Source organism: Vibrio crassostreae (assembly GCF_024347415.1).
GTDB classification, from domain to species: domain Bacteria; phylum Pseudomonadota; class Gammaproteobacteria; order Enterobacterales; family Vibrionaceae; genus Vibrio; species Vibrio crassostreae.
This window is the reverse complement of the sequence record NZ_AP025476.1, coordinates 3448045-3469053: the sequence shown is the minus strand read 5'-3', so window position 1 is coordinate 3469053 and position 21009 is coordinate 3448045. Positions and strand designations below refer to the sequence as shown.

The 21009-nt window shown below is 45.5% G+C and carries 21 protein-coding genes; 16 read left to right on the top strand and 5 right to left on the bottom strand.

Annotated elements, in window-relative coordinates; genetic code table 11:
• Positions 1–13 precede the first annotated feature (13 nt).
• The 15 genes from mioC (at position 14) to glmU (ending at position 13819) form a co-directional block, all read left to right on the top strand.
• Positions 14–448 carry an FMN-binding protein MioC gene (mioC, locus tag OC193_RS15695; RefSeq protein ID WP_048657815.1) on the top strand — a complete coding sequence of 145 codons (435 nt, stop codon included), beginning with the start codon at positions 14–16 and terminating at the stop codon, positions 446–448.
• Positions 449–930: 482 nt separating this feature from the next.
• On the top strand, positions 931–2826 hold the full coding sequence (mnmG, locus tag OC193_RS15690; protein WP_048666396.1) for a tRNA uridine-5-carboxymethylaminomethyl(34) synthesis enzyme MnmG: 1896 nt from the start codon (positions 931–933) through the stop codon (positions 2824–2826).
• The gene (rsmG, locus tag OC193_RS15685) at positions 2826–3458 is read left to right on the top strand and encodes a 16S rRNA (guanine(527)-N(7))-methyltransferase RsmG (RefSeq protein ID WP_017058801.1); all 633 of its coding nucleotides are present in this window, start codon (positions 2826–2828) and stop codon (positions 3456–3458) included. Before mnmG ends, rsmG begins: the two co-directional genes overlap by 1 nt.
• Before the next feature lie 14 nt (positions 3459–3472).
• Positions 3473–4246 (top strand): ParA family protein, encoded by a 774-nt coding sequence (locus OC193_RS15680; RefSeq protein WP_019825554.1) that lies wholly within the window; start codon positions 3473–3475, stop codon positions 4244–4246.
• A gap of 23 nt (positions 4247–4269) precedes the next feature.
• The gene (locus tag OC193_RS15675) at positions 4270–5151 is read left to right on the top strand and encodes a ParB/RepB/Spo0J family partition protein (protein ID WP_048662696.1); all 882 of its coding nucleotides are present in this window, start codon (positions 4270–4272) and stop codon (positions 5149–5151) included.
• A gap of 192 nt (positions 5152–5343) precedes the next feature.
• Positions 5344–5733: a F0F1 ATP synthase subunit I gene (locus OC193_RS15670; RefSeq protein ID WP_017058798.1), complete on the top strand. Its 390-nt coding sequence runs from the start codon at positions 5344–5346 to the stop codon at positions 5731–5733.
• A gap of 8 nt (positions 5734–5741) precedes the next feature.
• Positions 5742–6539: a F0F1 ATP synthase subunit A gene (gene atpB, locus OC193_RS15665; RefSeq protein ID WP_017632650.1), complete on the top strand. Its 798-nt coding sequence runs from the start codon at positions 5742–5744 to the stop codon at positions 6537–6539.
• A 50-nt stretch (positions 6540–6589) separates the two neighbouring features.
• A complete protein-coding gene (gene atpE, locus OC193_RS15660) occupies positions 6590–6847 on the top strand; it encodes a F0F1 ATP synthase subunit C (protein WP_004411110.1) in 258 nt (85 codons plus the stop codon).
• Between the two features lie 58 nt (positions 6848–6905).
• Positions 6906–7376, top strand: a complete 471-nt coding sequence (gene atpF, locus OC193_RS15655; RefSeq protein ID WP_010433231.1) for a F0F1 ATP synthase subunit B — start codon at positions 6906–6908, stop codon at positions 7374–7376.
• Positions 7377–7391: 15 nt separating this feature from the next.
• Complete coding sequence (atpH, locus tag OC193_RS15650; protein ID WP_048618352.1) at positions 7392–7925, top strand: F0F1 ATP synthase subunit delta; 534 nt, start codon at positions 7392–7394, stop codon at positions 7923–7925.
• Positions 7926–7938: 13 nt separating this feature from the next.
• Positions 7939–9480, top strand: a complete 1542-nt coding sequence (gene atpA / locus OC193_RS15645; protein WP_010433235.1) for a F0F1 ATP synthase subunit alpha — start codon at positions 7939–7941, stop codon at positions 9478–9480.
• A gap of 48 nt (positions 9481–9528) precedes the next feature.
• On the top strand, positions 9529–10395 hold the full coding sequence (atpG, locus tag OC193_RS15640; RefSeq protein ID WP_016794171.1) for a F0F1 ATP synthase subunit gamma: 867 nt from the start codon (positions 9529–9531) through the stop codon (positions 10393–10395).
• A gap of 34 nt (positions 10396–10429) precedes the next feature.
• Positions 10430–11833, top strand: coding sequence for a F0F1 ATP synthase subunit beta (gene atpD, locus OC193_RS15635; RefSeq protein WP_048610850.1), 1404 nt, complete (start codon positions 10430–10432; stop codon positions 11831–11833).
• Positions 11834–11851: 18 nt separating this feature from the next.
• Positions 11852–12274: a F0F1 ATP synthase subunit epsilon gene (locus tag OC193_RS15630; protein ID WP_004735742.1), complete on the top strand. Its 423-nt coding sequence runs from the start codon at positions 11852–11854 to the stop codon at positions 12272–12274.
• A 183-nt stretch (positions 12275–12457) separates the two neighbouring features.
• Positions 12458–13819 (top strand): bifunctional UDP-N-acetylglucosamine diphosphorylase/glucosamine-1-phosphate N-acetyltransferase GlmU, encoded by a 1362-nt coding sequence (gene glmU / locus OC193_RS15625; RefSeq protein WP_048662695.1) that lies wholly within the window; start codon positions 12458–12460, stop codon positions 13817–13819.
• A 112-nt stretch (positions 13820–13931) separates the two neighbouring features.
• Here glmU and punC read toward each other — a convergent pair whose 3' ends face one another.
• Positions 13932–15143 (bottom strand): purine nucleoside transporter PunC, encoded by a 1212-nt coding sequence (gene punC, locus OC193_RS15620; protein WP_017063021.1) that lies wholly within the window; start codon positions 15141–15143, stop codon positions 13932–13934.
• 163 nt (positions 15144–15306) lie between these two features.
• Between punC and punR the strand changes: the two genes are divergently transcribed.
• Positions 15307–16221 (top strand): DNA-binding transcriptional activator PunR, encoded by a 915-nt coding sequence (gene punR, locus OC193_RS15615; protein WP_048657821.1) that lies wholly within the window; start codon positions 15307–15309, stop codon positions 16219–16221.
• 99 nt (positions 16222–16320) lie between these two features.
• Here punR and ilvA read toward each other — a convergent pair whose 3' ends face one another.
• From ilvA to ilvM, 4 genes are read right to left on the bottom strand one after another with little or no spacing between them, the layout of a single operon-like run.
• Positions 16321–17865: a threonine ammonia-lyase, biosynthetic gene (ilvA, locus tag OC193_RS15610; protein WP_048662694.1), complete on the bottom strand. Its 1545-nt coding sequence runs from the start codon at positions 17863–17865 to the stop codon at positions 16321–16323.
• Between the two features lie 2 nt (positions 17866–17867).
• Positions 17868–19709, bottom strand: a complete 1842-nt coding sequence (gene ilvD / locus OC193_RS15605; RefSeq protein ID WP_048610861.1) for a dihydroxy-acid dehydratase — start codon at positions 19707–19709, stop codon at positions 17868–17870.
• Between the two features lie 33 nt (positions 19710–19742).
• Positions 19743–20711: a branched-chain amino acid transaminase gene (locus OC193_RS15600; protein ID WP_048657823.1), complete on the bottom strand. Its 969-nt coding sequence runs from the start codon at positions 20709–20711 to the stop codon at positions 19743–19745.
• Between the two features lie 12 nt (positions 20712–20723).
• The gene (ilvM, locus tag OC193_RS15595; RefSeq protein ID WP_017055442.1) at positions 20724–21008 is read right to left on the bottom strand and encodes an acetolactate synthase 2 small subunit; all 285 of its coding nucleotides are present in this window, start codon (positions 21006–21008) and stop codon (positions 20724–20726) included.
• Position 21009 lies beyond the last annotated feature (1 nt).

Genomic DNA, 21009 nt, shown 5'->3' with positions numbered 1-21009 from the left:
TAAGGACAGCTTAATGCTCCACATTATTACAGGTAGCACCTTAGGTGGTGCTGAGTACGTTGGCGATCACCTTAATGATCTTCTTGAAGAACAAGGTCATGAGATAACCCTTCATAATCAGCCTGAATACGATGATATCCCCCAACAAGGCTTTTGGTTGCTGGTGACTTCAACTCATGGTGCGGGTGAATTTCCAGATAATATTAAGCCGTTTATTGACGCATTGACCCAGCAATCTCCAGATTTAAGCCAGGTTCGCTTTGCTGTCGTGGCGCTGGGTGATTCGAGTTACGATACCTTCTGTTTGGCGGGAAAATCAGTCCACAGCCAGATGAAAGAGCTCGGTGCTCAGCCTATTTCTGACTGTTTTACTATCGATGTATTGGAAACTCCGGTACCAGAAGACGCAGCAGAAGCCTGGTTTAACGATCATAGCGACCAGTTTTAACCTCTCTCTTTTCTCATAAAGCGGCTTATGCCGCTTTTTTTGTCTCTGAACATCGCGATTGTGAATAACTTTTTTTCAAAAACATCGAAAATTAGCGATCTATTTTCAATTTCTGCTGTGGATAAGATCATACATATACGGTGATTAACCTATAGTTATCCAAATAACAAGTTTTAGGCTAATTTCCTCCTGTGAATAAGTAGCCATTTTGATCCCAGCTAATCCTCATCCTGATCAAAGTTAGATCACATCATTTGATCCAAAAAAGATCCATGATCTCGTTGATCATTTTCGACTTATCCACAGATACCCTCGATCCTAATAATAGATCTAATAAAAGATCTCCTTAAAGATCTTATCTATATTAATTAAAAACAGCTTTTTCGAAAAATCCCAAAAACGTTTTCTCAGGCTATGAAAACAGGTAGAATATCGCTCCTTTTTATCAATCTAGAAAACGTTTGAATACCTGAGGTCGGTTCATGCTTTATCACGAAAAATTTGACGTCATCGTTGTTGGTGGTGGCCATGCAGGAACGGAAGCCGCACTCGCATCTGCACGTACTGGTCAAAGTACGTTATTACTTACTCATAATATCGATACACTAGGACAAATGTCTTGTAACCCAGCCATTGGCGGGATCGGTAAGGGCCACTTGGTAAAAGAGGTCGATGCAATGGGTGGATTAATGGCGCAAGCTATTGATCATGCAGGTATTCAGTTCAGAACATTGAATGCATCAAAAGGCCCTGCGGTTCGTGCTACTCGTGCACAAGCTGACCGCGCACTTTACAAAGCCTTTGTTCGCAACGTTCTTGAAAACACGCCAAACCTGACTTTGTTCCAACAGTCGGTTGATGACTTGATCGTTGAACAGGATCAAGTGGTAGGTGTGGTTACACAAATGGGCCTTAAGTTCCGCGCAAGCGCTGTGGTTCTGACTGTTGGCACATTCCTAGGCGGCAAGATCCATATTGGTATGGAAAGTTCTTCGGGCGGCCGTGCTGGCGATCCACCATCGATCGCACTGGCTGACCGTCTTCGTGATCTTCCATTCCGAGTTGATCGCCTGAAAACAGGTACACCTCCTCGTATCGATGCGCGTAGCGTTGATTTTTCTGAGCTTGAGGTTCAGCACGGTGATAACCCGACACCTGTTTTCTCGTTCATGGGTAGCCGAGCTCAACAACCTCGTCAAATTCCATGTTACATCACGCATACCAATGAAAATACGCATGACGTGATTCGCGCCAACCTTGCTCGCAGCCCGATGTACGCAGGTGTGATTGAAGGAATTGGTCCTCGTTACTGTCCTTCGATTGAAGACAAAGTAATGCGTTTTGCTGACAAGAACAGTCACCAAATTTTTATTGAGCCCGAAGGTCTAACGACTCATGAGCTATACCCGAATGGTATCTCTACCAGTCTGCCGTTTGATGTACAGGTTCAAATTGTTCGTTCGATGAAGGGTTTTGAAAATGCTCATATCGTTCGCCCTGGCTATGCGATTGAGTACGATTTCTTTGATCCTCGCGACCTTAAGCTGACTTACGAAACTAAGTTTATCAAAGGTCTATTCTTCGCGGGTCAAATCAACGGTACCACTGGCTACGAAGAAGCAGCTGCACAAGGCCTGATGGCGGGTCTAAACGCAAGTTTGTTTACTCAAGGCAAAGAAGGCTGGAGTCCGCGTCGTGACCAAGCTTACATGGGCGTGCTTATTGACGACTTATCTACCATGGGTACCAAAGAACCTTACCGCATGTTTACGTCTCGTGCGGAATACCGTTTGCTGCTTCGTGAAGACAATGCCGATATCCGCTTGACTGAAAAGTCGCGTGAACTTGGCCTAGTCGACGATGCTCGTTGGGCTCGTTTCAACGAGAAGATGGAAAACATGGAGAAAGAGCGTCAACGTCTGAAAGAGACTTGGATTAACCCAAAATCTGAAGATATTGATCAACTGAACCAAATTCTTAAAACACCAATGTCTCGTGAAGCGAGCGGTGAAGATCTTCTTCGTCGTCCTGAAATGACTTATTCACAGTTAACTGCATTGGATCGTTTTGGTCCTGCACTGGAAGATCAACAAGCATCTGAGCAAGTTGAGATCCAAGTGAAGTACGATGGTTACATTCAGCGCCAACAAGACGAAATTGAAAAATCACTGCGTCATGAAAACACCAAACTGCCTGCTGATATCGATTACAGCAAGGTAAAAGGACTTTCTAACGAAGTGGTTCTTAAATTAACGACAGCTAAGCCTGACTCAATTGGTATTGCTTCGCGAATTTCAGGTATCACACCTGCAGCAATCTCAATTCTATTGGTTTACTTGAAAAAACACGGCCTGTTGAAAAAAGGTGAGGAAGCATAATGAGCGCATTACGCGAAAAACTGGATCACCTGATTGGCCAGACTGAACTTGAAGTATCTGAAAAGCAACGTGGCCAGTTAGTTGGCTACGTTGAGTTACTGAATAAGTGGAACAAAGCTTATAACCTAACGTCAGTTCGTGACCCGCAAGAAATGATGGTGAAACATATCTTAGATAGCATCATTGTTAGCACTCACTTACAAGGTAAGCGCTTTATCGATGTTGGCACGGGGCCTGGTCTTCCTGGGATTCCGCTCTCAATCATGAATCCAGACTGCGAGTTTTACTTGCTAGACAGCTTAGGTAAGCGTATTCGTTTTATCAAACAGGTGATTCATGAGCTGGGTATCGACAACGTGGTACCGGTTCAAAGTCGCGTTGAAGAATTTCAACCAGAAGAAAAGTTTGATGCAGTGCTCAGTCGTGCATTTGCGTCAATGACAGACATGGTAGAGTGGTGTCACCATTTACCTAAAGAGCAATCCGGTGTATTTTTGGCTCTTAAGGGACAACATCCTAGAGACGAAATCGACCTGTTACCTGAATGGTGTTCAGTGACAGACATTAAAGCTTTGCAAGTGCCAGAGCTTGATGGAGAGCGTCATCTAGTTACTTTATCGCGTCAGGGATAATCAGCGAGGCCATAGTGGGTAGAATCGTAGCAATTGCCAACCAAAAGGGCGGCGTAGGAAAAACAACAACTTGCATTAATTTAGCAGCATCAATGGCGGCAACAAAACGCAAGATATTGGTTGTTGACCTCGATCCTCAAGGTAATGCCACTATGGCGAGCGGTGTCGACAAGTATCAAGTTGAAGCAACTGCTTACGATTTGTTGGTTGAAGACACCCCATTTGATGAGGTAGTTTGCCGGAGTACATCTGGCAATTATGACCTCATCGCCGCTAACGGTGATGTTACTGCGGCAGAAATCAAGCTGATGGAAGTGTTTGCTCGTGAAGTTCGTTTAAAAAATGCACTCGAATCCATTCGCAATAACTATGATTTCATCTTTATTGATTGCCCACCCTCATTAAACCTTCTTACAATCAACGCGATGGCTGCGGCCGACTCCGTATTGGTTCCTATGCAATGTGAATACTTTGCTTTGGAAGGTTTGACTGCATTGATGGATACCATCAGTAAGCTAGCGGCTGTTGTAAACGAGAACCTGAAGATCGAAGGTCTTCTGCGTACTATGTACGATCCTCGCAACCGCTTATCGAACGAAGTATCTGATCAACTCAAAAAACACTTTGGTAGCAAAGTCTACCGAACTGTGATCCCTAGAAATGTGCGTCTGGCAGAAGCCCCGAGTCACGGCAAGCCAGCAATGTACTACGACAAATATTCCGCAGGAGCTAAGGCTTACCTTGCTCTTGCTGGCGAAATGTTGCGTCGTGAAGAAGTCCCAGTATAGGTCCAACCAAAGGAATTCGCTCAATGTCTAAGCGTGGTTTAGGAAAAGGGCTAGATGCATTGCTTGCAACTAGCTCATTGGCTCGTGAAAAACAGCAAGTTGCTTCTCATAGTCAGGCGTTGTCGGCTGATGGTGAGCTTATTGAACTGGCTGTTGGTTGCTTGAAGCCTGGTGTATATCAACCGCGTAAGGATATTGCGCCTGAAGCGCTAGAAGAGCTGGCAGCATCAATTCAATCTCAAGGCATTATCCAACCGATCGTAGTTCGCCCATTGGCGCACGACCAGTTCGAGATTATTGCTGGTGAACGTCGTTGGAGAGCGGCTCGTCAAGCTGGCCTTAAACAAGTGCCATGTTTGGTCAAGAGAGTCGAAGACAAAGCCGCTATCGCGATGGCGTTGATTGAGAATATTCAGCGTGAAGATCTGAATGTTATCGAAGAAGCACAAGCGCTAGAGCGCCTACAGAACGAATTTGAGCTGACACACCAACAAGTCGCTGATGTGATCGGTAAATCGAGAGCAACGGTGAGTAACTTATTACGTCTAAATCAGCTCGAAAATGAAGTGAAAGGTTTAGTTTCCAATAAACAACTGGAAATGGGGCATGCTCGAGCACTGCTTGCGCTTGAAGGTGATACCCAGGTTGAAGCTGCAAATACTGCGGCAACCAAAAAAATGACCGTGCGTCAAACTGAGCAACTTGTCAAAAAGTGTTTAAAACCAGACGTTGAAGCTGAATCGAAGCCTGAAGACACAGAAGCTATCGAACTTTCACGAAGACTCACGGAAAAATTGCAAGCAAACGTTTCAGTTACTCGTTCTGTTAGTGGTAAGTCAAAAGTGACGATTACTCTTGATGAGCCTCACAAATTAGAGCAACTTATTGCTAAACTAGAGTACTAAATGAGATAATTGATTTAGGTCAATTATGTAATAAACAAGTAATTTCGTACAAAAGTTGTCGGTTTGTATGCAAAAATGTAAATGATTGCTGCGTTGTTATTGCAATCAATTTGGCTGAACGTATAATTTTCGCCAATTTCTCAGCACGCTTTTAAGCGAGTAGTAAAGAAGGCTTAAAAGAGGAACGAATACATGGTAGCGGCGTTAGCAAGACCAGGACGAGTGCTTGCAAAGCAAATGTTATTGATCGAGCTTAGCGCGGTTATATTAGTGGCGATAGGGTTAGGTTTAGCTGTTAATCCTGATTGGGGTTTTGCTGCATTAATCGGTGGCGGTATTTTTGTCATCGCAAATGCAGTTTTTTGTGTGTGTGCTTTCCTATTTAGTGGAGCTCGTGCAACTAAGTTAGTTGCGGCGTCGTTCTATGCAGGCGAAGCGCTAAAAATCCTTATCACAGTTTTACTATTCTCTATTGTCTACATGTATATGCAGGTGGAATTAGTTCCCCTCAAACTGACCTATTTACTGGTTCTAGGTATTAATATCTTTGCGCCAGTGCTTTTCATTAACAATAAAAAATAGGATGAGTTATGGCTGCGCCAACAGCATCCGGATACATTGAACACCACTTACAAAACCTTTCTTTAGCTAAGTTTGGTCTTGTAGAGGAGACAAGTTTCTGGAACGTACATATAGACAGTCTGTTTTTTTCGGTGTTGACAGGGATGTTATTCCTTTGGGTTTTTCGCTCAGTCGCTAAGAAAGCAACAGTAGGTGTACCTGGTAAGCTTCAGTGTTTTGTTGAAATGGTAGTGGAATTCGTTGGTGACAACGTTAAAGAAACTTTCCATGGCCGCAACCCTCTGATTGCCCCACTAGCACTGACTATATTCTGCTGGATTATCTTAATGAACTTGATGGACCTAGTGCCTATCGATTTCTTACCATATCCTGCAGAGCATTGGCTAGGTATCCCTTACTTGAAAGTGGTTCCTACAGCTGATGTAAATATAACAATGGCAATGGCTTTAGGTGTTTTTGCTCTGATGATCTACTACAGCATCAAAGTGAAAGGTCTAGGCGGATTTGCTAAAGAATTGGCACTGCATCCATTTAATCACCCAATCATGATTCCATTTAACTTGGTACTTGAGGTAATTTCGTTATTAGCGAAGCCACTATCTCTAGGTATGCGTTTATTTGGTAATATGTTTGCGGGTGAGGTGGTGTTTATTCTTATCGCGGCAATGCTACCGTGGTACTTACAATGGGTAGGTGCACTACCTTGGGCTATCTTCCATATCTTGGTTATTTTGATTCAAGCGTTTGTTTTCATGATGTTGACAATCGTTTACTTATCAATGGCTCATGAAGATAGTGATCACTAAAAAAATTTTTAAGCTTTATTCTAACTATTAATGTTAATCGGAGAACGTAAATGGAAACTGTACTAAGTTTTTCAGCAATCGCTGTTGCTATTATTGTTGGTCTTTGTGCCGTAGGTACTGCAATTGGTTTTGCTATTCTTGGTGGTAAATTCCTAGAAGGCGCTGCGCGTCAACCTGAAATGGCTCCAATGCTACAAGTTAAGATGTTCATCATCGCTGGTCTACTGGATGCTGTTCCAATGATCGGTATCGTAATCGCACTACTATTCACGTTTGCTAACCCATTTGTTGGTCAACTAGCAGGCTAATTAACTCTCAATAGTTAATTAAATTTTTGTAGTTGATTCTTAACGAGGGGTAGCTGTTGTGAATATGAACGCAACTCTGTTAGGTCAAGCAATTGCTTTTTCATTGTTTGTTTGGTTCTGCATGAAATATGTATGGCCACCAATCATGCAAGCAATTGAAGAACGTCAGAAAAAAATTGCTGACGGTCTAGTAGCCGCTGAACGCGCTGCTAAAGACTTGAACCTGGCACAAGCCAACGCTTCTGAGCAAATGAAAGAAGCAAAGCGCACTGCAACTGAGGTTATTGATCAGGCAAACAAACGTAAAGCTCAAATTATTGATGAAGCACGCGAAGAAGCTCAGGCAGAACGCCAGAAAATCTTAGCGCAAGCTGAAGCAGAAATTGAAGCAGAGCGTACACGTGCCCGTGATGACCTGCGCAAACAAGTCGCAACTCTGGCTATAGCTGGTGCTGAGAAAATCCTTGAACGTACAATCGATAAAGATGTACACGATGATCTTCTTAACAACATTACTGCAAAACTTTAAAGCAAGGGGCTGTATATGTCTGATTTGACTACAATCGCACGCCCCTATGCTAAAGCAGCGTTTGACTTTGCGGTAGATAAAGGTGAGCTAGACCAATGGGGTCAGATGCTTACTTTTGCTGCCGAAGTGGCACAAAATGATGATGTTCATAATTTATTAAGCGGTTCTATGACTGCTGAAAAATTAGCTGAAGTATTCATTGTAATTTGTGGCGAACAATTTGATGAATTCGGTCAGAACTTAATTAAAGTGATGGCAGAGAATGGCCGCTTAATGGCTTTTCCTGATGTTTGTAAAGAGTTCTTTATACTCAAAAAAGAGTATGAGAAAGAGATCGACGTTGAAGTTACTTCAGCGGTAGAACTTTCTGAAGAACAATGCGCAGAGATCAGCAGCAAATTGGAACAGCGCTTAGCGCGCAAAGTTCAGCTGAATTGCAGTATAGATGAGACTCTACTTAGTGGAGTTATTATTCGAGCCGGAGACCTAGTCATCGATAACTCAGCGCGCAGTCGTTTAGACCGCCTGAGCGATGCATTGCAGTCTTAATGGGGATTGGAGCATGCAACTTAATTCCACTGAAATTAGCGATCTAATTAAACAACGTATTGAATCTTTCGACGTTGTTAGTGAAGCTCGCAATGAAGGTACTATCGTTTCTGTAAGCGATGGCATCCTTAGCATCCACGGCCTAGCGGACGTGATGCAAGGTGAAATGATCGAACTACCGGGTGGCCGTTACGCTCTAGCACTAAACTTGAACCGTGATTCGGTTGGTGCTGTTGTAATGGGCCCGTATGCTGACCTACAGGAAGGCATGAAAGTTACAGGTACTGGTCGTATTCTAGAAGTACCAGTAGGTCCTGAAATGCTTGGTCGTGTTGTAAACACGCTAGGTGAGCCAATTGATGGTAAAGGTCCAATCGAAGCTAAATTGACTTCGCCTGTAGAAATTATCGCACCAGGTGTAATCGACCGTAAATCGGTAGATCAACCTGTTCAAACTGGTTACAAGTCTGTTGACTCAATGATCCCTATCGGTCGTGGTCAACGTGAACTAGTAATCGGTGACCGTCAGACTGGTAAAACAGCAATGGCGATCGATGCGATTATTAACCAAAAAGATTCTGGTATTTTCTCTATCTACGTAGCTATCGGCCAAAAAGCGTCGACTATTGCTAACGTAGTTCGCAAACTAGAAGAGCACGGCGCACTAGCAAACACTGTTGTTGTTGTTGCATCTGCTTCTGAATCTGCAGCGCTGCAATACCTTGCACCGTATGCTGGTTGTGCGATGGGCGAATACTTCCGTGATCGCGGTGAAGATGCACTGATTGTTTATGATGATCTATCTAAGCAAGCTGTAGCTTACCGTCAAATCTCGCTACTACTTAAGCGTCCACCAGGTCGTGAAGCGTTCCCAGGTGATGTTTTCTACCTTCACTCTCGTCTACTAGAGCGTGCTGCTCGTGTAAGCGAAGCATACGTAGAAAAATTCACTAACGGCGAAGTGACAGGCAAGACTGGTTCTTTAACTGCTCTTCCTATCATCGAAACGCAAGCTGGTGACGTATCTGCATTCGTACCAACGAACGTAATCTCGATTACTGATGGTCAGATCTTCCTACAAACTGAGCTATTCAACGCGGGCGTACGTCCAGCTGTTGACCCAGGTATCTCAGTTTCTCGTGTAGGTGGTTCGGCGCAGACTAAAATCATCAAGAAGCTATCTGGCGGTATCCGTACTGCTCTAGCTCAATACCGTGAACTTGCAGCATTTGCTCAGTTCTCTTCGGATCTTGATGAAGCGACTAAGAAGCAGCTAGACCACGGTCAAAAAGTTACAGAACTGATGAAGCAGAAGCAATACGCTCCTATGTCTGTATTTGACCAAGCTCTAGTAATCTTCGCTGCAGAGCGTGGATACCTTCAAGACGTTGAACTTTCTAAAGTTCTAGATTTTGAAGCTGCTTTACTGTCGTTTGCTCGTGGTCAATATGCCGATCTAGCAACACAGATCGACACAACGGGTGCTTTCAATAAAGAAATCGAAGCTGAGCTGAAGAAGCTTGTTGACGATTTCAAGGCAACCCAGACCTGGTAATTGGTAGGTGGTCTTAGGGCCACCTCATACCATTAACGGAGAGTAACGATGGCCGGCGCAAAAGAGATACGTAATAAAATCGGTAGTGTTAAAAGCACACAGAAGATTACGAAAGCAATGGAAATGGTAGCAGCTTCAAAAATGCGTCGTTCTCAAGACGCAATGGAAGCTACTCGTCCATATGCAGAAACAATGCGTAAAGTGATCGGTCATTTGGCTAATGGTAGCCTCGAGTATAAGCATCCTTATCTTGAGGAACGTGAAGCCAAACGTGTTGGTTACATCATCGTTTCTACAGACCGTGGTCTTTGTGGTGGTTTGAACATTAACTTGTTTAAGAAAGCCATGAACGACATGAAAGATTGGTCTGAGAAAGGTGCTGACGTTGAACTTGCAATTGTAGGTTCTAAAGCGACAGCATTTTTCAATAACAGCGGCGCGAAAGTAGCAGCTCAAGTTTCTGGTCTGGGCGATCGTCCAAGCCTTGAAGACTTGATTGGCTCTGTAAGCGTTATGCTGAAGAAATATGATGAAGGCGAATTAGATCGCCTGTTCGTAGTGTTCAACAAGTTTGAAAACACTATGGTTCAAGAACCAACGATCGATCAATTACTTCCTTTGCCTAAATCAGACAGCGAAGAAATGAAACGCAGTCATTCTTGGGACTACATTTATGAGCCCGAGCCAAAACCACTACTAGATGCACTATTGGTTCGCTATGTCGAATCTCAAGTGTACCAAGGTGTGGTTGAGAACCTTGCTTGTGAGCAAGCGGCTCGAATGATTGCAATGAAATCAGCAACAGATAACGCTGGTGACATTATTGATGACTTAGAACTTGTGTATAACAAAGCGCGTCAAGCGGCGATTACACAAGAACTTTCTGAGATCGTTTCAGGCGCAGCTGCGGTTTAAGCTTAGGTAAAACTAAATAGTTAGAGGATTAACGATGGCTACAGGTAAGATCGTACAGATCATCGGTGCGGTAGTCGACGTAGAGTTCCCACAGGGTGAAGTACCTCGTGTATACGACGCTCTGAATGTTAATGAAGTACAAGAGCGTCTAGTTCTTGAAGTTCAGCAACAACTTGGCGGTGGCGTAGTTCGCGCAATCGTAATGGGTAGCTCTGATGGTTTACGTCGTGGTTTGACAGTTGAAAATACTGGCGCTCCAATCTCAGTACCAGTAGGTACTAAGACATTGGGTCGTATCATGAACGTCCTAGGTGACGCGATTGATGAGTGTGGTGAAATCGGTGCTGAAGAGCATTACGCAATTCACCGTGAAGCTCCAAGCTACGAAGAGCAGTCTAACGAGACAGCTCTTCTAGAAACTGGTGTTAAAGTAATCGACTTGATTTGTCCATTCGCTAAGGGTGGTAAAATCGGTCTATTCGGTGGTGCTGGTGTAGGTAAGACCGTTAACATGATGGAACTTATCAACAACATCGCACTTCAACACTCAGGCCTATCTGTATTTGCAGGTGTAGGTGAGCGTACTCGTGAAGGTAACGATTTCTACTTTGAGATGCAGGAAGCAGGTGTTGTAAACATCGAAAAACCTGAAGAATCAAAAGTAGCGATGGTTTACGGTCAGATGAACGAGCCACCAGGTAACCGTCTACGTGTTGCACTGACTGGTCTAACAATGGCAGAGCGCTTCCGTGACGAAGGTCGTGACGTTCTACTGTTCGTTGATAACATCTACCGTTACACACTAGCAGGTACTGAAGTATCAGCACTTCTAGGTCGTATGCCTTCTGCGGTAGGTTACCAACCTACACTAGCTGAAGAAATGGGTGTTCTACAAGAGCGTATCACGTCAACTAAATCTGGTTCTATCACGTCTGTACAGGCGGTATACGTACCAGCGGATGACTTGACTGACCCGTCTCCAGCAACAACGTTCGCTCACTTGGATGCAACGGTTGTACTTAACCGTAACATCGCATCTATGGGTCTATACCCAGCGATCGACCCGCTAGATTCTACTTCACGTCAACTGGATCCATTGGTAGTTGGACAAGAGCACTACGACATCGCTCGTGGCGTTCAGTCTACTCTTCAGCGCTATAAAGAGCTGAAAGATATCATTGCTATCCTAGGTATGGACGAGCTATCTGAAGAAGATAAGCAAGTTGTATCTCGTGCTCGTAAGATTGAGAAGTTCCTAACTCAGCCTTACCACGTAGCGGAAGTATTTACAGGTGACCCAGGCGTTTACGTACCTCTTAAAGAGACTCTACGTGGCTTCCAAGGTCTTCTATCTGGTGAATACGATGACATTCCAGAGCAAGCGTTCATGTACTGTGGTGCAATTGACGAAGCTATCGAGAATGCTAAGAAGCTATAAGGCTAACTAGGAGGCGATATGGCAGCAATAACCTTTCACCTAGACGTTGTAAGCGCAGAGAAACAAATTTTCTCAGGCCTTGTTGAGACGTTTCAGGTGACCGGTAGTGAGGGTGAGCTTGGTATTTTCCATGGTCATACTCCACTGCTGACCGCTATCAAGCCTGGTATGGTGCGTATTGTTAAGCAGCACGGCCACGAAGAAATCATTTATGTTTCTGGTGGTATGGTAGAAGTTCAGCCTGGTACAGCGACTGTACTGGCTGATACAGCTATCCGTGGTGAAGAGCTAGACGCAGCAAAGGCGGAAGAAGCTAAACGCAAGGCTGTGGAGAATATCCAAAATCAGCATGGCGACATAGACTTCGCACAAGCGGCCGGTGAACTGGCTAAAGCCATTGCTCAGTTACGAGTTATCGAACTGACAAAACAGCGTCGTTAATCTTTTTTAAGATTATAGACTCTGAGATAAAGGCGACCTAAGGGTCGCCTTTTTGCATTTTTAGATTCTCAAAAATGCTTCTTTTACGTATCACTACTGGTTAAATGGTTATTGCGATTTAATTTTTTGGCCAAAAACGGTTACAATATCGGCTTAATAAAAATAACGTTGGATAGGTTTACAATGAAGTTTAGCGCGGTAATTCTCGCGGCGGGCAAAGGCACTCGCATGTATTCAAACACACCAAAGGTTCTGCACACACTTGCAGGTAAGCCAATGGTGAAGCATGTTATCGATACCTGTAATGGTTTAGGCGCTCAAAATATCAACCTGGTTTACGGCCACGGTGGTGATCAGATGAAGGCTACTCTAGCTGAAGAATCTGTAAATTGGGCACTGCAAGCTGAGCAGCTAGGTACAGGCCACGCGGTGGATCAAGCATCTGCACATTTCGCTGATGATGAAAAAGTATTGGTACTGTACGGTGATGTTCCACTGATCTCACCTGAAACCATTGAAAACCTATTAGACGCCCAACCAAACGGTGGCATCGCGCTACTTACGGTCGTGTTAGACAACCCAATGGGCTACGGACGTATTATTCGTCGTAATGGCCCTGTTGTGGCTATCGTTGAGCAGAAAGATGCAACCGATGAGCAGAAGCTTATCAAAGAGATCAACACCGGCGTTATGGTTGCTACTGGTGGTGATCTGAAGCGTTGGTTGTCTGGCCTAAGTAACGACAACGCACAAGGCGAATACTACCTGACTGACGTTATTGCTGCGGCTCACGATGAAGGTCGTGCAGTTGAAGCTGTACACCCAGTAAGCCCAATTGAAGTGGAAGGCGTGAACGACCGCTCTCAACTTGCTCGTCTAGAGCGCGCTTACCAAGCTGAGCAAGCTGATAAGCTATTGAAGCAAGGCGTAATGCTTCGCGACCCAAGCCGTTTTGATCTGCGTGGTGAACTGCAGTGCGGTATGGATGTTGAGATTGATACTAATGTTATCATCGAAGGCAGCGTAAGCATTGGCGACAACGTGGTTATCGGCACCGGTTGTGTCTTGAAAGACTGTGAGATCGATGACAACACCATCGTGCGTCCATACAGCGTAATTGAAGGTGCAACGGTCGGTGAAGACTGTACGGTTGGTCCTTTTACTCGTCTACGTCCTGGCGCTGACATGCGTAATAACTCGCACGTCGGTAACTTCGTAGAAGTGAAAAATACTTGTCTTGGTGAGGGTTCGAAAGCGAACCACTTAACGTATCTAGGCGATGCTGAAATTGGCCAGCGTGTAAACGTGGGTGCGGGTGCAATTACTTGTAACTACGATGGCGCGAATAAGTTTAAGACCATCATTGGCGACGACGTATTCGTTGGTTCAGATAGCCAATTAATAGCGCCTGTTACGATTGGTAATGGTGCTACCGTTGGTGCTGGCTCTACAGTAACGCGCGATGTTTCTGAAAATGAGTTAGTTATCAGCCGTGCTAAAGAACGTAAGATTGCTGATTGGAAACGTCCAACTAAGAAAAAGTAGTCCCGTAATAAACAAGATGATTTAGTTAGAGCTACTGGTTTCTTTCTAAATAGCCATCGATATAAAAAAAGAGCGAGTAATCTCGCTCTTTTTGTTTTCGTTAACTTAGGAACTAGTCTTGTTTCTCGTCAGCGACCACTCGAGAGTTGTCTGGTGTCGCGAAGTGTTCAGAAAGCTCTTTGTTCGAAACAATATAGCCAACCCACAATGCACCTAAACAAATCACAACTGCAATACCCGTTGCGCTTAGTGCTTGGCTAGCCATTGCCGCGACCAATGCACTTGATAGGCCACTGATACTGATTTGCAGACTATTTTGTAGACCAGCAGCTGTTGCTGGGCTTTGCTTGGCACTTGATAGGGCACGGTTTACTACGATTGGGTAAAGTGCGCCATTTGCTACTGCAATCAAACAGAAAGGTGCAAGTAGAGGCCAGATTGACGTTAGTTCCCACTGTGATGCGATGAAGATAAGCATTGCAGCAACACTGAACAAACCAATCAGATTTCTTAGCACCACGCCATCTCCATACTTCTTCACCGCTTGCTTACCGAAGTAACCACCCGCCATGAATGCGATCGTTTGTGGGATGAAGCTCAAACCGATGTCTTTTGCTTCGTAGCCTAATTGAGCCATGATCTCTGGCATGCCCGTTAGGTAAGCGAAGAACGCTGCAGATGCCGAAGCAAACATTAAAACATTACCCATGTAAGGCTTTGATTTAAGAAGCATCTTGATGTCTGTCTTAATCGATGTCTGTTTTACTTCAGGTGCTTCTTTTGGTTGAGCCATTGTGGTTGCAACTAGCAGTGCACCCATCAAGGTCAATGTGATGAAGATACTGTGCCAGCCAAAGCTATCCGCCAGTAACACACCTAACTGAGGTGCTAGTGCAGGAGATAACGCAACCAAAGGCATGATGGTTGCAAAAATTTGCTGGCTGCTACTTTGCGAGTAACGCTTGATAACCATGGCTTGCCAGATTACCGCAGGCGCACATACACCGATTGCTTGAATGAATCGTAGTGTCAGTAGGTGCCATACCTCGGTGCTGAATGCCAAGCCGAATGAAGCTGCCGTAAAGATCACAAGACCAACCGCCAGCGTATTGCGGTGACCATACTTGTCACTTGCCAGACCCCAAAGAAGCTGACCCATTGCCATACCGCCAAGGAATACGGTTAGAGATAGAGCAATCTGCTCCGGGCCGGTTGCGAAATCAACTTCCATTGCCTTAAATGCAGGAAGGTACATATCGGTCGCAATAAAGCCAAGCATTGAAAGAACAGCAAGGTAGACCAGTTGAAATTTAGAAATATTCATAAGATGCCATTAAGCTAAAGGTAGTGATGTTTTTATCATCAAAAAAATTGTTTGATATACAGAGGTGAAAGCCCCTGTTTATTTATGCTGACATTCTATTTTTCAGACCTGATAAAATAAAACGCTAAAATATGTGGTTATCAATCAAAAAATTTGAAGGCTTATGTTCTCTAAATCCTCTTTAGAAATGCTCGACACAGTGGCGCGCTTGGGTAGTTTTACCGCAGCTGCTGAACAATTGCACAAAGTACCGTCGGCGATCAGCTACGGTGTTAGACAGGTTGAGCAAGAACTGGATGTTTTACTTTTCAGACGTTTACCAAGAAAGGTAGAGCTGACACCAGCTGGTGAGTTGTTCATTGAAGAGGCTCGTGCATTGCTGAGACAGATGGAAGAGGTCAGTGCTCAGACTCGACGAGCAGCGCGTGGTTGGAAGAAAACTTTGCGTCTAACGCTCGATAACGTGGTTAAGCTCGATAAGATGAAGCCGATGATTGAAGAGTTCTACCAAACCTTTGAGTTTGCAGAGCTCCAGATCAACATGGAGGTGTTCAACGGCTCTTGGGAAGCCATTGCACAGGGCAGAGCGGATATTGTGATTGGTGCTACTTCTGCGATTCCAGTTGGTGGTGACTTTGAGGTAAAAGACATGGGGCGCTTAGATTGGGCGTTTGTGATGTCGCCAAGTCACCCATGTGTACGAGAGCAAAACCTCAATGAAGAATTCGTGAGTCAGTTCCCTGCAATCTGTTTGGATGACACCTCTAGCGTACTGCCTAAACGCCACACCGGCCATTATGGCAACCAAAGGCGCTTGTTGTTACCTAACTGGTATAGTGCGATTGAGTGCCTTAAGAATGGTGTTGGAGTGGGCTACATGCCAAGACATATCGCTGCTCCTATTATTGAGCAGGGTTTGCTGGTGGAGAAAATCTTGCCTGAACCAAGCCCGCAGAGCCATTGTTGTTTGGTGTGGCGAAAAGACGATAACCATAAATTGATCGAATGGATGGTGAAGTACCTAGGATCGAGTGAGCAACTTCACCAAGATTGGTTGGATCATCGTAAGGCGATCTAATGATCGATTTGAAAGTGATCTTTTGGGTGCTTGGCCTGAATTGTCGCCAATAAAAAGAGCGAGTAAAAACTCGCTCTTTTTGGTTCGATAACTTAACTCTTAAGACAAGAAGAACTTGTAAGAAGGGTTGTCGGTTTCGTCTTTACACTGATAGCCAAGCTCTCGTAGGTGTGTCGAGAACTGAGCCAAATCATCATCACCAAGTTCGAAGCCACACAATACGCGACCGTAATCGGCGCCGTGGTTACGATAATTGAACAGGCTGATATTCCAGTGAGTACCTAAGGTATCAAGGAATTTAATCAATGCACCTGGATATTCTGGAAACTCGAAGCTGTACAGACGTTCTTGCAGTGGCTTCGATGGTTTGCCGCCAATCATGTAGCGAATGTGCAGTTTTGCCATCTCATCATCAGACAGATCGACAACTGGGTAGCCGCCTTCACGTAGGTCATTAATGATGTGCTCGAGCTCTTCTTGCCCACCTTGCAGACGTACACCAACGAAGATATTCGCTAGGCTTTCGTCGTTGTGGCGGTAGTTAAACTCCGTCACCGCTCGGCCGCCAATAATATTACAGAACTCTAGGAATGCACCTTGTCGCTCTGGAATAGTCACCGCAAGTAGACCTTCTCGTTTTTCGCCCAACTCACAACGTTCAGACACATAGCGCAAACCGTGGAAGTTGGTGTTAGCACCAGAAAGTACCGTTGCCAGTTGCTTGCCTTGCAGTTGGTTCTGCTCAGCAAACTTCTTGAGACCAGCCAGAGCCAGCGCTCCCGAAGGTTCAGCAATCGCACGAGTGTCTTCAAAGATGTCTTTTACCGCAGAGCAGATCTCATCGCTAGACACGGCAATATGACCATCGATGTACTGTTGGCATAGGCGGAAGGTCTCTTCGCCAATGCGCTTAACCGCAACGCCATCTGCAAACATGCTGACCTGATCCAGTACCACTGGCTCACCGGCATCGAGAGCTGCTTTCAAGCAAGATGAGTCTTCTGGTTCAACCGCGATGACTTTAATTTCTGGCATCAGTTGCTTAACCAGTACAGCTACACCAGCAGCCAAGCCACCACCACCAACAGGCACAAAGATGTAATCCATGTGACCATTCTGCTGCAGCATCTCCATGCCCATAGTGCCTTGTCCAGCGATCACCAATGGGTGATCGAAAGGAGGCACAAAGGTATAGCCGTGTTCAGCAGAAAGGCGTTCAGCCTCTGCCTTCGCTTCATCAAAGTTGCTGCCGTGCAGAACCACGTTACCGCCAAAGCCACGTACCGCATCAACCTTGATATCAGGAGTGGTTTTTGGCATCACAATCGTGGTTTGAATACCAAGTTTAGAACCGGACAGAGCCATACCTTGAGCATGGTTACCCGCCGATGCCGCAATCACACCGGCAGCTTTCTGTTGCTCTGAAAGGCTTGATACCATGTTGTAGGCACCACGTAGCTTGAACGAGTGGACCGGCTGACGGTCTTCTCGTTTAAGCTGAACCTGATTACCAATGCGCGCGCTTAAACGCGGCATATCCTGTAGAGGTGTTACGATTGCCGCTTCGTAAACCGGCGCTCTCAGGATCTGACGCAGATAGTCTGCGCCAGTTTGTTTTTTGGGGCTGGAGGTGTCATCACTCATAGTTAGCCCTCAAGCTTAGACTTATCACGCACGGCGCCTTTGTCGGCACTGGTTGCCATGCTTGCGTAAGCTTTCAGTGCGAATGAAACTTCACGCTGACGGTTTTCTGGTTTCCAGCCTAGTGCGTCTTGCTTAACACGACGCGCTTCTAGCTCAGCTTCAGGCACATCAAGTGTGATTGAGCGGCTAGGGATGTCGATAGTGATGATGTCGCCAGTATTCACTAGACCAATAACACCGCCACTTGCTGCTTCTGGAGAAGCGTGACCGATAGACAGACCCGAAGTACCACCAGAGAAACGTCCGTCCGTTAGAAGCGCACAAGACTTACCTAGACCCATAGATTTTAGGTAAGTAGTTGGGTAGAGCATTTCTTGCATGCCCGGACCACCTTTAGGACCTTCGTAACGAATAACAACCACTTCGCCGGCTTTTACTTTACCCGCTAAGATACCGTCTACTGCCGTGTCTTGGCTTTCAAATACGATTGCGGGACCTTGGAATTTCAGGTTCTCCTCATCAACACCCGCGGTCTTGACGATACAACCATCAACGGCGATGTTACCTGAAAGTACCGCTAGGCCACCTTCTTGGCTGAATGCGTTCTCTTTAGTACGAATACAACCATCGACACGGTCATCATCAAGGCGATCCCAACGACAATCTTGTGAGAAAGCTTTGGTGGTACGGATACCAGCAGGGCCTGCACGGAAGAACTTAAGCACGGCTTCGTCTTCTGTTTGCATTATGTCGTATTGAGCTAGCTGCTCTTGCATGCTTAGGCCAAGTACAGTGCGTGTTTGGTTGTTTAACAGGCCAGCACGGTCTAGTTCACCTAGGATAGCCATTACGCCACCAGCACGGTGAACGTCTTCCATGTGGTATTTAGGTGTTGAAGGAGCAACCTTACATAGGTGTGGAACACGGCGAGACATCTCGTCGATATCACCCATATCAAAGTCAATCTCACCTTCTTGAGCTGCCGCTAAAAGGTGAAGTACCGTGTTACTTGAACCGCCCATCGCGATATCTAGTGCCATTGCATTATCAAAGGCTGCGCGGTTAGCGATGTTACGTGGCAGTGCTGATTCGTCATCTTGCTCGTAGTAACGCTTAGTTAGGTCAACGATGCGCTTACCTGCATTGATGAATAGCTCTTCACGGTCAGCGTGAGTTGCTAGCATAGAGCCGTTACCTGGTTGAGATAGGCCAAGCGCTTCAGTTAGACAGTTCATTGAGTTAGCCGTGAACATACCTGAACATGAACCACATGTTGGACATGCAGAGCGCTCTACTTGCTCACTTTGCTCATCAGAAATGGTTGGATCGGCACCCTGAATCATCGCGTCAACAAGGTCTAGCTTGATGATTTGATCGGAAAGCTTGGTTTTACCTGCTTCCATAGGGCCGCCAGATACAAAGATCACTGGGATGTTTAGGCGCATTGCAGCCATCATCATTCCCGGAGTGATTTTGTCACAGTTAGAGATACACACCATTGCATCCGCACAGTGTGCATTGACCATGTACTCTACTGAATCCGCGATAAGCTCACGTGATGGCAGTGAGTACAGCATGCCGCCGTGGCCCATTGCGATACCATCATCCACTGCGATGGTGTTGAATTCTTTAGCGATACCACCCGCTTTCTCGATTTCACCCGCAACCAATTGACCCATGTCTTTAAGGTGAACGTGGCCTGGAACGAATTGAGTGAACGAGTTTACAACTGCGATGATTGGCTTACCGAAGTCATCATCTTTAACGCCAGTTGCACGCCATAAAGCGCGCGCACCAGCCATGTTGCGTCCGTGGGTAGTCGTTGCTGAACGATAGATTGGCATTGCTTAAATCCTTATAAAATATTTGGCTGTTGCTTACTTAGTTGTTTGCGTTTGGTTTTCTGAAGCTTGGTCTGCTGGGTACACATAGTCTAACCAGCCCCACTTATCTTCAGTGGTTCCATTGAATAGACCAAAGTAAGCCGCTTGAACTTTTTCAGTGATAGGACCGCGTTTGCCTTCACCTACTGTAATTTTGTCTACACTGCGAACCGGAACGATTTCCGCTGCTGTGCCTGTCATGAAGACTTCGTCAGCAAGGTATAGTGCTTCACGAGCAATGTTCTCTTCACGGATCTCATAACCCATGTCTTTTGCTAGTGTCATGATCGAATCACGAGTGATACCCGGTAGAATTGCGCTGGTCGCTGGTGGCGTTGATAGCACGCCATTACGTACTACAAAAATGTTTTCGCCAGCACCTTCAGAAAGGTAGCCATCAACACTCAGAGCGATACCTTCATCGTAACCATGACGACGAGCTTCGCCACCAACCAGTAGTGAAGATAGGTAGTTACCACCGGCTTTTGCTGCGGTTGGGATCGTGTTTGGAGCTGCACGGTTCCAGCTAGAAATCATCGCATCAACGCCATTTTCTAGCGCTTCTTCGCCTAGGTACGAACCCCAAGGGAAAGCAGCGATGATTAGCTCCATCTCAGTGTTTTCTGGCGGGCAGACACCTAAACCAACGTTACCTACGAAACCTAGAGGGCGGATGTACGCTGACTCTAGCTTATTTTGGCGTAGCGTTTCGCGAGTTGCTTCCATAATTTCTTCCTCAGTGTAAGGAATAGGGAAGCGGTAGATTTTTGCTGAGTCTTTTAGGCGCTTAGCATGCTCAGGGTGACGGAAGATAACCGGCCCCTTTGGTGTGTTGTAGCAACGAACACCTTCAAACACAGAAGTACCGTAGTGCATTGCGTGAGTCAGGACGTGAACGTTCGCCTCTGCCCAAGGAACCATCTCACCGTTAAACCAAATATAGTCTGCTGTTTTAGCTGTCATGTTTGCGGTTCCCTATGCGTTTATCTTTTGTTGTAAGTTGTTGTTTGGCAGTTCATTACGGCTGATAGAGATAACGTCAACGGTACGCACATCCCACAGCTTTTCGATTTGATTGACCAAGAAAGAGATCGGACGGTCACTGTCTACGATGATCTCAACACTCGCCACTTTGCTTTCGTGGTTTTGAGTGCCCGCAACTTGCTTAACAATGAAGCCACGGTGGCGGATAACACGAAGAACACGCTCTAGTAGTACAGGCTTATCATCGGCTTTGATGTCTAATAGGTATCTTTTCATG